This is a genomic window from Tumebacillus avium, from assembly GCF_002162355.1.
Lineage (GTDB): Bacteria > Bacillota > Bacilli > Tumebacillales > Tumebacillaceae > Tumebacillus_A > Tumebacillus_A avium.
This window is the reverse complement of record NZ_CP021434.1, coordinates 1,491,670-1,507,185: the sequence shown is the minus strand read 5'-3', so window position 1 is coordinate 1,507,185 and position 15,516 is coordinate 1,491,670. Positions and strand designations below refer to the sequence as shown.

The 15,516-nt window shown below is 58.2% G+C and carries 14 protein-coding genes; 10 read left to right on the top strand and 4 right to left on the bottom strand.

The window, feature by feature from the left end; all coding sequences use genetic code 11:
- The first annotated feature begins 37 nt into the window (after nucleotides 1-37).
- Entirely contained in the window at nucleotides 38-1,657 is a 1,620-nt protein-coding gene (locus CBW65_RS06850) for a phosphodiester glycosidase family protein (protein WP_087456230.1), read from the top strand.
- A 66-nt stretch (nucleotides 1,658-1,723) separates the two neighbouring features.
- Here CBW65_RS06850 and hcp read toward each other — a convergent pair whose 3' ends face one another.
- Entirely contained in the window at nucleotides 1,724-3,016 is a 1,293-nt protein-coding gene (gene hcp, locus CBW65_RS06845; RefSeq protein WP_087456229.1) for a hydroxylamine reductase, read from the bottom strand.
- A 211-nt stretch (nucleotides 3,017-3,227) separates the two neighbouring features.
- On the opposite strand from hcp, the gene CBW65_RS06840 reads away from it, so the two are divergent.
- Entirely contained in the window at nucleotides 3,228-4,463 is a 1,236-nt protein-coding gene (locus CBW65_RS06840; protein ID WP_157721818.1) for an MFS transporter, read from the top strand.
- 16 nt (nucleotides 4,464-4,479) lie between these two features.
- Here the strand turns inward: CBW65_RS06840 and CBW65_RS06835 are convergent, their stop codons facing one another.
- Nucleotides 4,480-5,610, bottom strand: a complete 1,131-nt coding sequence (locus CBW65_RS06835) for a trans-sulfuration enzyme family protein (RefSeq protein WP_198299774.1) — start codon at nucleotides 5,608-5,610, stop codon at nucleotides 4,480-4,482.
- Between the two features lie 19 nt (nucleotides 5,611-5,629).
- Nucleotides 5,630-6,214 (bottom strand): DnaJ domain-containing protein, encoded by a 585-nt coding sequence (locus tag CBW65_RS24120; protein ID WP_157721817.1) that lies wholly within the window; start codon nucleotides 6,212-6,214, stop codon nucleotides 5,630-5,632.
- 235 nt (nucleotides 6,215-6,449) lie between these two features.
- On the opposite strand from CBW65_RS24120, the gene CBW65_RS06825 reads away from it, so the two are divergent.
- From CBW65_RS06825 to CBW65_RS06795, 7 genes are all read left to right on the top strand, one after another.
- Nucleotides 6,450-7,631 (top strand): nucleotidyltransferase family protein, encoded by a 1,182-nt coding sequence (locus CBW65_RS06825; RefSeq protein WP_157721816.1) that lies wholly within the window; start codon nucleotides 6,450-6,452, stop codon nucleotides 7,629-7,631.
- 7 nt (nucleotides 7,632-7,638) lie between these two features.
- A complete protein-coding gene (locus tag CBW65_RS06820) occupies nucleotides 7,639-8,568 on the top strand; it encodes an NAD(P)-dependent oxidoreductase (protein WP_087456225.1) in 930 nt (309 codons plus the stop codon).
- A gap of 62 nt (nucleotides 8,569-8,630) precedes the next feature.
- The gene (locus CBW65_RS06815) at nucleotides 8,631-9,806 is read left to right on the top strand and encodes a M20 family metallopeptidase (RefSeq protein ID WP_232463456.1); all 1,176 of its coding nucleotides are present in this window, start codon (nucleotides 8,631-8,633) and stop codon (nucleotides 9,804-9,806) included.
- 134 nt (nucleotides 9,807-9,940) lie between these two features.
- Nucleotides 9,941-11,053, top strand: coding sequence for a polysaccharide deacetylase family protein (locus tag CBW65_RS06810; protein ID WP_087456224.1), 1,113 nt, complete (start codon nucleotides 9,941-9,943; stop codon nucleotides 11,051-11,053).
- A 114-nt stretch (nucleotides 11,054-11,167) separates the two neighbouring features.
- Nucleotides 11,168-11,566 carry a GntR family transcriptional regulator gene (locus CBW65_RS06805; RefSeq protein ID WP_087456223.1) on the top strand — a complete coding sequence of 133 codons (399 nt, stop codon included), beginning with the start codon at nucleotides 11,168-11,170 and terminating at the stop codon, nucleotides 11,564-11,566.
- Entirely contained in the window at nucleotides 11,563-12,483 is a 921-nt protein-coding gene (locus tag CBW65_RS06800) for an ABC transporter ATP-binding protein (RefSeq protein ID WP_198299773.1), read from the top strand. The genes CBW65_RS06805 and CBW65_RS06800 overlap by 4 nt, the downstream gene beginning before the upstream one ends.
- A complete protein-coding gene (locus CBW65_RS06795) occupies nucleotides 12,458-13,342 on the top strand; it encodes an ABC transporter permease (protein WP_157721815.1) in 885 nt (294 codons plus the stop codon). Before CBW65_RS06800 ends, CBW65_RS06795 begins: the two co-directional genes overlap by 26 nt.
- 30 nt (nucleotides 13,343-13,372) lie before the next feature.
- Here CBW65_RS06795 and CBW65_RS06790 read toward each other — a convergent pair whose 3' ends face one another.
- Nucleotides 13,373-14,137 carry a class I SAM-dependent methyltransferase gene (locus CBW65_RS06790; RefSeq protein ID WP_087456220.1) on the bottom strand — a complete coding sequence of 255 codons (765 nt, stop codon included), beginning with the start codon at nucleotides 14,135-14,137 and terminating at the stop codon, nucleotides 13,373-13,375.
- Between the two features lie 115 nt (nucleotides 14,138-14,252).
- Here CBW65_RS06790 and CBW65_RS06785 point away from each other — a divergent pair, with 115 nt between their 5' ends.
- On the top strand, nucleotides 14,253-15,479 hold the full coding sequence (locus tag CBW65_RS06785; protein WP_157721814.1) for an NAD(P)/FAD-dependent oxidoreductase: 1,227 nt from the start codon (nucleotides 14,253-14,255) through the stop codon (nucleotides 15,477-15,479).
- The last annotated feature ends 37 nt before the right edge of the window (nucleotides 15,480-15,516 follow it).

Genomic DNA, 15,516 nt, shown 5'->3' with positions numbered 1-15,516 from the left:
AGAGTACGGGCAAGGGGTAACATTTTGGAGGTGCAACATGAAACAAAAAGTGGCGGCGGCACTGTTGGCAGCTCTGATCGTCGCAGGCGTGCCGACAGCAGCACAGGCTGCGTATGCCGGGGTCGCGCCCAGCACGCAGACGGTGCTGGGGCGGACGGTCCAGCTCGTGTATATCAACCTGAACGATCCCAACCTCGAGGTCAAAGCGGTCTCGTCGGAGAACAAAGTTGGCGAGACCGAACCTTTGGCTGCGCTCGCCCAGCGCAACGGCGCGTTTGCCGCGATCAACGGCGGCTATTTCAACGCTTATTCGGACGGCCAGCCGCTGACGGTGGTGCGCACGAACGGGAAGTTTATGCACAACGGCAGTTTCGGCGCGGTGTTTGGCATCAATGCGCTGAACAAGCCGTTTTTCGGCCGGATGTATCCGTCGATCGAAGGCAGCACCGGCGGCTCGTGGAGCTGGCCGAACAACTGGACGGCGTGGGGCATCAACCACTACTACGACAACGCCAGCGCGATTTCGATCCTGACGCCGGACGCGAAGAAACGCGCGCTGCCAGCGAGCGGCAAAACGGTGGTCGTGCAAAACGGCGTCGTCAGCAAGATCGTAAATGGCGACACGGCGATTCCTTCGAACGGCTATCTTGTGCATTTTGGCGCCAACGTCTTGTCTTCGGCCAATGCGTTTAGCGTCGGTGAGAAGGCGTCGTACAAGATCACCTATCGCAGCTCGTCGGGCAAACCGATGAACGTCGATGCGATCGGCAACATGATGGGCGGCGGTCCGCTGCTCGTCTCGGGCGGCGCGGTGGTGGTCGATCCGGCTGCTGAGAAGTTTACCGACCCGAAACAGACGTCGCGCACCTCCCGCTCGACCCGCACCTTTATCGGCTGGCGTTCTGACAACCGTCTCGTCTTTGCCACCGTGCCGAACGTCTCGGTCTATGAATTGGCCGATGTGGCCAAAGCGCTGAAGATGACGCACGCCGTCGGCATGGACAGTGGCGCGACGGCAGGATTGTATGCGAACGGCAGCTATCTGACCACGCCGGGCCGGGAAGTTCCCAATGCGGTGATCGTGCGCAAGCGTGACGCTTCTTCTGTCACCACGTCCGGTTATGTCGACGTATTTAACGATAACTATGCCTATCAGGCGATTGCCAACTTAAAACAAAAAGGCGTGATGAGCGGCGAAGTTGTCGGCACGTCGCGCTTCTTTAACCCCAGCAAAACGATGACCCGCGCCGAGCTGGCGGCGGTGCTGACCCAAGCGTTTGCGCTGCCTGCAGGCAAGCATACGTTCAGCGATGCTAAAGGTTCGTGGTATGACAGCTTTGCCGGTTCGGTGGTCAGCGCAGGCTATATGGCCGGCTATTCTGCGACGCAATTTGGCGGCAACGACCCGGTCACCGAAGAGCAGGTCATCGCGATTCTCGCCCGCGTCCTCGCCAAAAACGGCGTGGCAGCCACGCAAAAGGACCTCTGGATGCAAAACGCGCCAAGCTCATGGGCGGAAAAAGATGTGCATCTGGCGATCAAGCAAGGCCTGATCGTCGATGCGTTTGGAGACAAGCCGTTCCTGCCGAAAGATCAGGCTCAGCGCGCCGGGGTAGCGGTGCTGCTGGATGCGGCGATGAAAAAGATCGGGAAATAACGGACAGCAAAACCCCGCCACAGTGAGTGGCGGGGTTTTTTGTGGAAAGAGGAAAGTGGTTTATTTTTACTGGACCATCGGGAGCATTTCCAGCAGGTCTTGCTCCGGAGTGGTCACAAGTTTTAAGCCAAAGTTTTCGACCAGCACGTTCATCACGCCTTCGGAGATGAACTCCGGCGGCTTAGGACCGATGCGGACATCTTGGATGCCCAGCGAGAAGAGGCCGAGGAGAATGGCGACCGCTTTTTGCTCAAACCAGGAGAGCACGATCGAGACTGGCAGTTCGTTGACCGGCACGCCGAATGCATCGGAGAGGGCGAGGGCAATTTTCACGGTCGAGACCGAGTTGTTGCATTGGCCGAGGTCGATGTAGCGCGGGATGGTGCCGTCGATGGTGCCGAAATCGATGTCGTTAAAGCGGAACTTGCCGCAGGAGGTGGTCAGAATGACCGTGTCGTGCGGGAGGCTTTGCGCCAGTTCCCGATAGTAGTTGCCGCCCGGGCCCGGTGCGTCACAGCCTGCGATGACAAAGAAGCGTCTGATCTTGCCAGCTTTGACCGCTTCGATGATCTCCGGGGCGAGACCGATCACAGTTTCATGATGGAAACCGGTTGTCAGAGTGAGGTCAGAATCGATTTCCGCCGGTGCGAGAGAGAGCGCTTTTTCAATCAGGGGAGAGAAGTCATCGTTCTCAATCTTTGCAACGTTCTCCAAGCCGGCCACTTCATACGAGAAGAAGCGGTCTGCATAGGTGCCGCGGATCGGCATGACACAGTTCGTGGTTGCAAGGATCGCGCCGGGGAATTCTTCGAACAGTCGGCGTTGGTCGTGCCAGGCTTTGCCGATGTTGCCTTTCAGGTGGGTGTATTGTTTCAGCGCCGGATAACCGTGCGCGGGCAGCATTTCCGAGTGGGTGTAGATGTTGATGCCTTTGCCTGCAGTCTGCTTGAGCAGTTCTTCGAGTGCATAGAGGTTGTGGCCGGTGACGACGATGGCGTGGCCTTCGATCTTGTTTTGCGAGACGGTGACCGGCTGCGGAATGCCGAAGTGTTTGGTGTGCGCTTCATCGAGCATTTCCATCACGCGGATCGCCGCAGAGCCAACTTTCATCGCCATGTCGATGTGCTCTTGCAGGTTGAAGTTGGAGTTGGTCAAGGTCATGTACAGCGCTTCATGGGTGATGCGGTTGACCTCTTCATCATAGTAGCCGAGCTGGCGGGCATGTGTTGCGTATGCCGCGATGCCTTTCAGCGCAAAAATCATCGTGTCTTGCAGCGATGCGATCTCTTCGTTTTTGCCGCAGACGCCGATGACTTTGCAACCGCCTTTTGCCGTTTGTTCACATTGGTAGCAGAACATAGTGTGTAGCCTCCCGTTGTTGTTTTCTTTGATGTCTTCAGTATAGGAGGCGGGAGGGAGATTCGATATCGGGAGATTCCCCGAAATGGTCGGGGGATTCCCTGAACAGATTTTCTTTGCTGGTGGGAATTGACAGAGAGAGGGGATTTGAATATTATCTAATTAGATGTTGTTCGAATTAGATGCATATCAAATCTGTGGGGTGAGGCACATGCAGGCGGAATGGCGGATTCCTTTTCAAAACAGAGGGTTTGCGTGGCTGTTTGGCGGGCAGTTGATCACGGCGTTGGGGACATGGTCGAGTTATATTTTGATCCCGCTCTTGGTGTACCAGATGACAGCAGACCCGGTGGCGGTGGGGATCTTGATCTCCTGCCGGCTGCTTCCGCTGATCCTGTTGGCTCCATTGGTCGGGAAAGTGATCGGGCAGCGCTCCTTGCTGCGGGTGATGATCGAGTCCGATCTGGTGCGGGCGGTGGCGATGCTGGGGTTTTTGTTGACCGATACGCCCTTGGCGATGTATCTGCTGACGATTGTGATCTCGTCGGCGACGGCGTTTTTTAATCCGGGGAAGTTTGCGCTGATTCCGTCGCTGGTGCCGCAGGAAGTGCTGGCGCGGGCGAACTCGTACATCGGCGTGGCCAACCAATTGATGATGCTGATCGGTCCGGCGATCGGCGGGGTGGCGTTTGCGTTTTTCGGGATAGAGGCGGGGATTGTGTTTAGTGCGCTGACGTTTCTGGTGTCTGCCCTGATGCTGATGCGGATCAAGGTACAGCCGGTGAAACAGAAGTCGGTGGAAGGGGAGAACGAACCGAAACGCACGTGGCGGCAGCAGTTTGCGATCTTGCAAAATCTGTGGAGCCGCAAGATGCTCTTTTTCCTGCTGCTTGGCACCTGCATCTCCAACCTCGGCTACGGCGGGGCGCTGAATGCTTTGTTTCCGGTGCTGGCGGAAGACTTGTATCCCGATGCGGAGATCGCGTACGGCTACATCATGTCGGCGCTGGGCGGGGGCTTGATGCTGGGGACGCTGCTGGGGCCGAATTTGCAGAAAAAGTTTGCGCCGCTGCGGGTGTACTCCGGCGCGATGATCATGGCGTCGCTTTGCGTATTTAGTTTCGGCGGTTCGGAAAGGCTATGGGCAGCACTCCCGATGGTCTTTTTGCTGGGGATTGGCAACGGGCTGGAGGATAATGCCTCGGTGACTTATGTGCAGCAGGAGACCGCACGCACAGGGGATACGGCCGATGTGTTTTCGGTCGACCAGGCGCTCGCTTCGATCGGCACGATCACCGGTATGGCGCTGGCGACGACGTTTGCGGCGATTTTTGACGCTCATCAGGCGGTGCAGATGTTAAGCCTCTGTCCGTTTGCCATCGGGATTCTGATCGGACTGTTGCAACTGATGCCGCACCGCTTCATAAAAAAGAACCTTGGGCAGTAGCCAAGGTTCTTTTTGCTTAGCGCAGCGCTTGTTCCAGATCGGCGATCAGGTCGTCCGCATGCTCCAGCCCGACCGACACGCGGAGCAGATTGGGAGGCGTTTTGCTGGCCGGCCCTTCGATTGAGGCGCGGTGTTCGAGCAGGCTTTCCGTGCCGCCAAGCGATGTGGCGCGGGTGAAAATCTGGACTCGTGCCGCGACGCTCATCGCAGCATCGGCACCGCCTGTGATCTGCACGGACAGCATGCCGCCGAAGCCTTTCATCTGGCCTGCTGCGATCTCATGCCCGGGATGTTCGGGGAGGCCGGGGTAAAAGACGCGTTCCACGCGCGGATGTTCCTGCAGAAACTGAGCGACGCGACCCGCATTGTCGGAGTGGGCACGCATGCGCCAGGGCAGGGTCTGGATGCCGCGCAATACCAGCCAGCAGTCGAAGGGTGACGGCACGGCACCGCCTGCGCCTTGGAGGGCGCGGATGCTGCGAGTGAAGTCATCTTCGACTTTCGCCACCAGCACACCGCCCAGCACGTCGCTGTGCCCGCCGAGGTACTTGGTGCTGGAATGCATGATCAGATCGGCTCCCAGCTCAAAAGGCGACTGGAGCAGCGGCGTGGCCCAGGTGTTATCGACAACCACGCGTGCGCCCGCTTCATGGGCAATGGCAGCGACGGCGGAGATGTCGGTGATTTTCAGCAGGGGATTGGAAGGCGTCTCGATCCAGACCAGTTCCGTGTTCGGACGGCAGGCGGCTTTCAGCGCTTCGAGATCGCTCATATCGATAAAGCTGGCTTGGAGCCCCCAGCGGGCGAAGATGTCTTGGAGCTGCAGTTTGGTTCCATAATACACGTCTTCCGGCGCGATCACGTGGGCGCCGGGGGACAAGGCTTGGAATACGCTCATCGTCGCCGCCGAGCCGGAAGCAAAAGCGATGGCCGACGCGCCCTCTTCTAATGAACTCATACAGGTCTCCAACGCCGCCCGGTTGGGGTTGGCGCTGCGCGAATAGACATACCCGGCCGGAAAGCTGCCGTCCGCTTCCCGTTCAAACGTCGTCGACAGATAGATCGGCTGCGCAACCGCACCTGTTGCCGGGTCGGCCGTGCGTCCCGCGTGGACTGCTCTCGTCTCGAACTTCAACTCTTCGTTCACTCCGTTTCAGCCTCCCCGTTTACAGATACCGTCCTTCTAAGAGCCGATATGCCCGCTGCACCGCTTTGAACACGGCCGCATCGCCGCCTTGGTCAGGGTGGTGGTGTGCGGCCAGCTCCCGATACTTCTTTTTCACATCCGCCCACGAAGCGCTCGCCGTCAGTCCCAGCACGTCGTAGGCGAGCAGGCGGTTTTCCTCCGCGTCTTCCCGCTGCGATGTCGTCCGGCGCACTTCGGTGTGGGAGATCGCCGTGTGCAATTCCTCGATCCGTTCTGCCCGCAGCTCCGGCGACATGCGGGCCCAGAGCCGCACCACGTCCGGACTCTCGATGTCGACGAGCAGCATCAAGTGGGAGAGTGCAGGGAGGCTTTTCAGCAGTTCGGCGGTTAAGCGTCCGCCCTTCAGCAACAGTCGTATCGTCCGTGCATCGCCCTGTGGCAGCTGTTGCCACCACTTTTCAGCACGCAGCCCGGCCACGTCGTCGACCAGGTGCTGCAGCTGGCTTTGCCACTGGAGCATCTGCGCATGCAGCTTCAACAGCTCGGCGTCAGACAGGCTCTCCAGCTCCATCCCCGCCAACTTCCGCAATGACTCGTCCAGCATGGTGTGTGACCCCTCTCCGTTCCAAGAACTTTCCATTATCTTACCACAGGGCGGCGTTAGTTTCGAATTGAGGGACGAGTGACCGATTTTATAGTTGACTTTAAGTAACGCCGCTGGTATAAATGTTTTCACAGGTTTAATTTTGTTTATAATTATACACCAACATAAACCAGCAAGGTCAATTGTGTAAAACTTCCGCAAAGAGTTTACAAATTTCATCCCAGGAGGGACCCTCATGACTGCACCGCATAACGTATGCCAGAACTCCGTCTTCCTGAACGAAGACGTCCAATCGGAACTCAACCATGTTCTGCACGAGTACTTCGAGATCATTCGCAGCCTGTTCCAAGCGCAAAACATCCCGGCCGTCGTCTACACCGGCGGATCGCTCGCCCGCCAAGAGCCTTCTGTCCGCTGGACGGAAGACGGGGAACTGCGCCTGTTCTCCGACATCGACTTTGTGGTTCATACCACGCTGGAGTATCAGAATGACCCGTGGCTGAAAAACCTCGAGTCCTACCTGAAACAGCACCATCCGCAGTTCAACTCGACGGTGGCGCTCGTTTCCGACCTGAGCAATGCCAGCGGCTTCTTCTCCCGCGACATCCGTCTGGCGCAAAACTTCCCGGTCTACGAGTCGTTCCGCGTCGAGCCTGTGAACCGGGACGCTTTTGACAAGACGCAGATGTTTAACGTGATGGTGCATCAGATCTCCAACACGTTTCTGCACCCGCAGTGGAGCGGGCTGAGCAAAGGGGCGTATTTCCGTCCGGAAGTGCGCTACCACTACATCAAATTGATCCTCGAATGCCTGCGCACCCAGTTCCGCAGCGCAGAGGACGGCGTGATCGGCTACTACAGCGTCTACCACAAACGGCACGACCCGCGTCTGGCGCACATCTTAGATCCTGAAACGATCGCCACGTTGACCGAGGCGCGCGAACTGTTTGGCACCGTCGAGATTCCGGAGCTGGATATTATCAGGATTCTGAAGTCTTCGATGCTCGTCCACCTTGGCTTCGAAGGTACGGAAGTCTCGACCGAGGAGATGTTGGAGCGCCTGAACCAAAGATCGCTGGAATCGCAGCATATTCTGCCGTCCTACCGTTACGCGCTGCTTTGCCTGATGTTCTCCTTGGGCGAAGAGCGGGAGGGACAGCAAGCGTACCTTCAGCTCTTTTCCACCATCTTGCGCCGCATGGACACCACGCATCTCATCGCTGTCAAAGACGACCTGCACATCCTGACCGACAACACGTGGAGCGAGCATCTGACCCTGCACAACGATGCCTTCCGCGAGCTGTTGAAAACGGTGATCCTGTTGCGCCGCGACTATGTCCGCCAGTGGCGTCGCCAAGTGACGGGCGAGGACAAAATCCCGGATCTCTACAACGACCTGCTTCCGGCAAAGGGGTGATCTCTGCATGAACACGCAAAAGCTGCCAACCGTTGCGATTCTCGGAGCGGGGATGATGGGGCAGGGCATGATCAAAAATCTGCAAAAGGCAGGCTTTCCGCTCCGCCTCTACAACCGCACGCTCCAGACAGTGCAGAACCTCGCCACAGAAAATGATGTCATCTGCGCCACACCGGCCGAAGCGGCGCAAGGCACTGATCTCATCCTTTCCGTGATCACCGATGATGCGGCGCACCAGGCGGTCTGGTTTGGCCCAAACGGCGCGATCCACGGCGCTGCGCCGGGCACGGTCGGGCTGGAGTGCTCGACCTTGTCCGTCCCGTGCATCGAAGCGTGGCGCGATGCTCTGCTCGATCAGGGCCTGATCCCGATCGACAGCCCGACCACCGGCAACCGCGCCGGGGCGGAAGCGGGGACGCTAAACCTGTTTCTCGGCGGCAACCCTGACGCGATTGAAACGATCCGCCCGGTGCTGTCGGCGATCTCCTCCCAGCAGTTTCACTTCGGCCCGACCGGCTCCGGCACGCGGTTCAAGCTCATGTACAACTTGTTCACCGGCACGATGCTCGTAGCGCTTGGCGAAGCGGTTGGCATGGCGCAAGGATTCGGGCTCGACCTGCAGCAGGTCGTCGACACGCTGGAAGCGACCGGCTTTGCCATCCGCAACCTGAAAGACAAAGGCCAGAAGATGATCGACGGCCGCCACGACGAAGTGTTTTCCAAAATGAGCATCCTGCACAAAGACATGGCCTACGCCATCGAAAGCACCGATCCGCACCAGAACTTCCCGGTCGGCGAGCAGGCGGCCGAGCGCCTCCGTCAGGCCGTGCTGTCCGGCTTTGGCGCGCTCGACGTGTCGGCCACGTCGCTCTTGTACCTCCACGACGACCGTTTTAAGAAGATTGTCTCTATTCCAAATAAACGGATGCCGTTATAATTTGACACATACACATGTACCAGAAACAGACAATCGAAACGACAAAGATGGAGGGTCTGCCCGTGCAAACAGTCAACGTCAACCAACTGGTGGACAGCGTCAAAGATCAGGTCATCTCCTGGCGCCGCTACCTGCACCAACACCCCGAGTTGTCTTTCCATGAAGAAAAAACTGCCCAGTTCGTCTACGAAACTCTGCAGACGTTCAACAATCTCGAACTGTCCCGCCCGACGCCAAACAGCGTCATGGCCCGCCTGATCGGTGCCAAGCCGGGCAAAGTCCTCGCCATCCGCGCCGACATGGACGCGCTGCCGATCGAAGAGGCGAACGACCTCGAATACAAATCGAAAAATCCGGGCGTCATGCACGCCTGCGGTCACGACGGCCACACCTCGATGCTGCTCGGCACCGCGAAGATCCTCTCCGAACTGCAAGACGAGATCCACGGCGAGATCCGCTTCCTGTTCCAGCACGCCGAAGAAGTGCAGCCGGGCGGAGCGGAGGACATGGTCCACGCCGGCGTCATGGAAGGCGTCGACATGGTGATCGGCCAGCATCTCTGGTCGTCGATGGACACCGGGAAAGTCGGCATCTCCTACGGCCCGACGATGGCCGCGCCCGACACGTTCTGGATCACGATCCACGGCGTCGGCGGCCACGCAGCCGTCCCGCAGCAGACGGTCGACTCGATCGCCATCGGGGCGCAAGTCGTCACCAACTTGCAGCACATCGTCTCGCGCAACATCGACCCGCTCGACAACCTCGTCGTCTCCGTCACCCAGTTCCACGGCGGCACGACACACAACGTCATCCCGGGCACGGTGGAGATGCAAGGCACCGTGCGCAGCTTCGACCCGAACCTGCGGGCTGAAGCGCCGCAGCGGATGGAGCGCATCATTCGCGGCATCTGTGACGCGCACGGCGCAACGTACACCTTCCGCTACGAAAACGGCTACCGTGCCGTGATCAACGATGACAACGTGACCTCCGTCATCGAAGAGACGGTGCTGGAAGTGTTTGGCGCAGAAGCGATCGACCGCGTCCGCCCGAGCATGGGCGGCGAAGACTTCTCCGCCTTCCAGCAAAAAGCGCCCGGCTGCTTCTTCTACACCGGCTCCGGCAACGCCGAAAAAGGCACCGACTTCCCGCACCACCACCCGAACTTCAACATCGACGAAGATGCGTTGGAGCGCGGGGTGAAAATGTTCGTCAGCGCCGCTTTCAAACTGTTGGCGTAATGGCTAAAATGCCGCTCACTTTTCGGTGAGGGGCATTTTTATTTTCTGGGAAATAAACTTCGGTCTACTCTATCACGCTCATTCATAGGATTGAGTAAGAGAGTGCGAAAGAGAGTTCGAAGGGGGAAAATCTGGTGCAAAGAATCCTGTTGTTGCTCACGCTGCTGATAATCCTGACCTGCTCCTTCACTGCGGTCGCCCACGCGCAGACCCAATCGGAGTATGTCGCCATCGCGTTTAACGACAAACTGGTTCACTTTCCCGATGCGATGCCCGAAGTTGTCAAAGGCGTCACCTATTTGCCTGTGCGCTTTTTTGCGGAAGCGATGGGCGCGCGCGTCGAGTACAACGCTGCCAATGAAACGGTGCGGATCGACAGCGGAAGCCAACACGTCCTGATCGACATTCCGCACAAGAAGATCACCACGGCGGACGGCGTCACGACCTCTTTCCCGCTTTTCATGAAGAAAAACAGACTCATGGTGCCGTTTCGCTTCATCGGCGAGACGTTTGGCTATGACGTTTCTTATACCCCGCATGGCCCGATCGCCCGCGCCAAAGACAGCCGGGCCCGACTGACCGATGAAGAGGTCTATAGCGCCAACAAGCAGATCATCCTGGCTGAAAAAGCGAAACTTCCCGATAAGATTGCCTATGTGACATTTGATGACGGTCCCAATCAATACACCGCACAAATTTTAGATACATTGGCCCGCTATGAGGCAAAAGCTACTTTTTTCATGTTGAAAGGCGGCATCGATAACTACCCGGCGCAAGTCAAACGCATGGCGCAGAGCGGACATGGACTGGCCCTGCATGGCGTGACGCACAACGCCAGCCAGATTTACGCGTCGCCATGGGCGGTCGTCAATGAGATGGAAGCGTGCAATGCCGCTTTGACCCGCGTCACCGGCCTGCGCACGAACATGGTGCGTGTACCGTACGGCAGCAAGCCATGGATGACGCAAAGCTACCGCGATGCGCTGGTCAACGCCGGTTACCGCATGTGGGACTGGACGGTGGACAGCTACGACTCGCGCAGCATCAACCCCCACCCGGACGACATCGTGCAGGAAGTCGCCGACCAGACGGCCGGTCAGACGGCACCGGTGATCCTTTTGCACGACCGCCAAGCAACGCTGGAAGCTCTGCCGCGCATTTTGCAGCATTTGCAGCAAAAGAAGTATGAGCTGCGTCCCTTGCAAGGCAGCATGAAGCCGCATAACTTTTGGAATGACCGCCGTTGAGCGGCAGGAGGAGACCATCTGGAAAATTTCGGGTGGTTTTTTCTTGTCATCAAAGTGTACCATATGATATAGTACACGTATGACACACGGTACAGAGCAGGAAGGAGGAGCCCTATGTGGTTTAACATCGACCCGCGATCGAGCATGCCGATCTATCAGCAGCTGATCGAAGGGGTCAAAGGGGCGGTGGCCAAAGGGACGCTGACGCCGGGGGAGAAGCTCCCGTCGGTCAGGGAACTGGCCGGCCAGATCACGATCAACCACAACACGATCGCCAAAGCGTATCAGGAACTGGAGCGCGAAGGGATCATCGAGACCTTGCGCGGCCGGGGAACATTCGTGGCGGAACAGCGTATGACGTTATCAAGAGAGGAGCGCAAGCAGGTGATCAAAGGGATGCTGGAACGCATGCTCGTCGAAGCGCATTACTTGCAGCTGGAAGAAGAGGAACTCTTGGAGATCCTGGAGGAGTCGGTCCGGGAATGGTACCGGGAACGGAGGGAGCAGACATGAGCGGATATGCGATTCAAACGCATGAATTGACGAAACGATTTGACGGCGAGCGGGCGCTCGACCGCTTGAACCTCGCTGTCCCGCACGGCAGCGTCTTTGGCCTGATGGGCCCAAACGGAGCGGGCAAAAGCACACTGATCCGCCTGCTGCTTGGACTGCTGCAGCCGACAGCGGGCGGAGGTGAAGTGCTTGGGCGCAGCATCACCGAACTGTCCGGCGACTGGCGCAAAGACGTCGGCTATGTGGCCGACTATCAGAACTTCTTCCCGCACTATAAAGTGAGCGAACTGCTCGCCTTTTGCGCCAAGCTGTATCCGAACTGGGATGACAAGCGGTGCCGCGACCTGCTCGACGTGTTCAAGATCGCGCCGGAGAAACGGGTGCGAAGTCTGTCCAAAGGCATGAAAACACAGCTCGCCCTCGTCATCTCCGTCGCGATGCGCCCCAAGCTCCTGCTGCTCGATGAGCCGACAAGCGGGCTCGATCCGGTGATGAAGCACCACTTCAAACAGCTCGTGCTGCAAGTGGCGGCGAGCGGCGACACGACCGTCTTTTTCTCCACGCACAACCTGCACGATCTGGAGCAGATGGCCGATCATGTCGCGGTGCTGATGAAAGGGAAGCTGCTCTTCACGCGCTCGCTCGATGAGCTGAAAGCAAACACGCGCAAGATCCAGGCGGTGTTTTCCGAAGGACTGCCCGATGCGATTCGTCAAGCGCCCGGCGTGCTGAGTGTGCAGGAGCAGGGCAAGGTGTCGACGATCGTCGTGCAGGACCATGCGGCCGAGGTGATGAGCCTGATCGAAGCGCACCGGCCCGCTTTTGTCGAGACGGTCGATCTGTCGCTGGAAGAGATCTTCATCCAGATGATGGGGAAGGAGGGCTATGCGCATGATGCAGCGTTTCAGCTTGAATAAGACATTGCTCAACAAAGAGTGGCGGGACCACCGCTTTATGTTCCTCATCTATTTCTGCGTGATCAGCATTCCGGCGATCTTCGGCCCGCTGGTTTTCTGGCTGACGCTGCCGACGCCGTATAATGAGCTGGACTGGACGCAGCTGACCTGGCTGCGGGATGCGTATCATATGATGGACGGCGGCGAACCGTTCAGCAGCATCTTCTCCGTCTTTATCGCCATCGGCGTCGGCGCGATGATGCTGACCAATGACCGCGTCACAAACACGCTGGAGTTCCTCGCCGCGCTTCCGGTCAGCCGCCGGGAGATCTTGACTTCCAAATACGCGGTTGGCGCACTGTTCCTGCTGGTCACGGTCGCGCTGAACGTGCTGGCGCTGCTGTGCTGGATCCTGCTGTTTGGCGATGTGCGGTATGTGGCGGCCGATGCGGTGGAGTGGGGCATGCAGTTTGCAGGCGTACTGCTGGCTCTGTACAGCGTCAGTTTCCTGATGTCGACGATTGCAGGCAACCGGCTGGCGGCGGGGATGCTGGGGCTGACGGCGACGTTTGGCTGGCATGCCTTCATCGGCGTGTTAAACAATGAGATCATGTCAGATTACCCGTATGAAAGGTCGTGGCTGGATTATCTCTCCATCCTCAACTACATGCCGTCGATCATGGACCCGGTCGGCAGCGGTCAGCCATATCTGATCTTCCTTGGGCTGTTGGTCTTTTCGCTCCTCTGCTGGTTCTTGTCGGTTAAGTTGTTCCAGCGCAATCCGTTTGAGAACCATGGGCGGTTTCTCGTCTACAAACGCTTGACGCTGCCGTTGATCGCTCTGTTTGTGATCTGCGTGTTCCTGTGGTTTTTCAGATAGCAAAAAGCCTCCCGCTCGGGGAGGCTTTTTCTATCGCTTGCGGGCGATGAGGTGGTGGAACATCCCGATCTCTTTATACGGCGAACGAGTGCCCAGTACCAGCTCCATCTGCAAAGCTTTTTGGTGCCACTCCGGGTCAAATTTCGGCTCGTTGGGGATCAGGTCGTACACGGTGCGCACTCCGTAGTGCTCGATGACGTCAAATCCGCAGAGCTGCAGCCAGTTCGCCGCTTCGGCCAGCGTGTAGTTGCGGGCGGTGGCATTCATCATGTCAAAATGGAACTCGCGCTTGTCGAGCAGTTCCAGCGCTTTCAAGGGATCTTGAGCGGTTACCGCCGCCTTCAGCGCTTTGCTGACCGGGTTGTGCAGCACCAGCGAGAGCATCCCGCCCGGCTTCAGCCACGACGCCAGATTGGCCACGGCAAAATCGGGCATGGCCACATACTCCAGCACGTTGTGGCAGACGACGAGGTCATACGTCTGCTCCATCGTGCCGGTCAGCACGTCGGTGACGCGGTAGGAGATCGAGAGCCCGGCCTGCTCCGCTTGTCGCTGTGCGTATTCGACCATCGCCGGGGCGACATCCGTTCCTGTCACCTCAAGGCCGCGTCCGGCCAGCCAGCGGTCAAACGTGCCGAGGCCGCTGCCGACGACCAGCGCTGTTTTCGCATCGGCATCGAGCAGGCCGCCGAGCTGCGCGTACAGAATGTCATAGAGCATCAGCGCCCACGGCTCGCTCATCTTGGTTTCGTAGTCACTGACAAAGTCTTCAAAAGATCCGGCTTGAACTGACATAAGCAACCTCCATTTGTGTATACATAAAAAGTGATTTATTTTCCTTTGAATCACCGCAACATTCCAAGTATAATCATACTATAGACATTTTTTGGAACTTTGGGGAGGGGTCATTTTGAAAACGTATGACGCAATTGTCGTGGGGGCACGCAATGCCGGGGCGACGCTGGCCGCTTATTTGGGCAAATCCGGGCTGCAGGTGCTGCTCGTGGACCGGTCGTTTTTTCCGAGCGATGTGATTTCAACACATACGATCTTTAATAATACGGTGGAGACTTTGCGCGATCTCGGCGTGATGGAGCGGCTGCTGACCGATGATGCGCCGCCGATCGGGCGGACGCGGGCGCAGTTTAACGATGCGGTGATCGAAGGGCAGATGCCGGTCTATGGCGAGGAAGCAGATTCTTATTGTTTCCGCCGCACCCATTTTGATAAAGTGCTGCTCGACTTCGCCTGCGAACAGCCCGGCGTGACGGCGGTGGAAGGGTTTCGCGTGACCGATTTGCTCCGCGAAGGCGACACGGTGGTTGGCGTGCGCGGGCAGGATCGGGAAGGCAACGTGACTGAGTATCGCGCGCGCATCGTCATCGGCGCGGACGGGCGCAATTCGATCGTCCGCAAAGCGGCGGGGGCGGTCAAGAAAACTTCGACCCCATCGCAGTACGCCAGCCTCTATGCTTACTTTTCCAATGTGGAGCAGATGAGCGACGAGGTGCAGTTCGAGCTGTACACCCGCGAGATTCACCGCGCCTATCTGTTCCCGACCAGCAACCAGCAGGTCTGCGTGGTGATGCAGGTGCCGCTGTGTGAGACGGGGTGGATCGAGCGCTTCAAGCGCGAGCCGGAGCAGGCGATTCGCGACTACTATAAGGTATACTTCCCGCGTCCGTCCGAGCGGATCGCCGATGCGGTGATGGAAGAACCGCTGCGCGGCTTGTACTCCTATGAAAATTACTGGTACGAAGGCATGGGCCAAGGCTGGGCGCTGGTCGGCGACGCGATCTGCTTCAAAGACCCGGGCGTCGGGCAAGGCATGCATGACGCGATCTTCGGCGCGCGGATGCTCAGTGAACTGCTGGCAGGAACAAAAGACTGGGAGCAGAGCTGGCAGATGATGGCGGAGCAGTACCAGACGCGGATCGAAAATGAATTTATGGCCCGCTATCATCAAGCGGTCACCGTCACGCAAGTCGCGCCGCTCACCGAACAGGACCTCGGCGCGTTTCAGCTGATCGCTTCCTCGCCCCTGGCGACGGAGAAGTTCCTCGGCTTCTTCAATTACACGGCGGAGCAGGAAGACCTCGGCGCGGTGCTGCAGACCTTGTTGCCTGCAGGAAATTGACTGTAAGGAATTATTCATTGGAATTCAAGAATATACA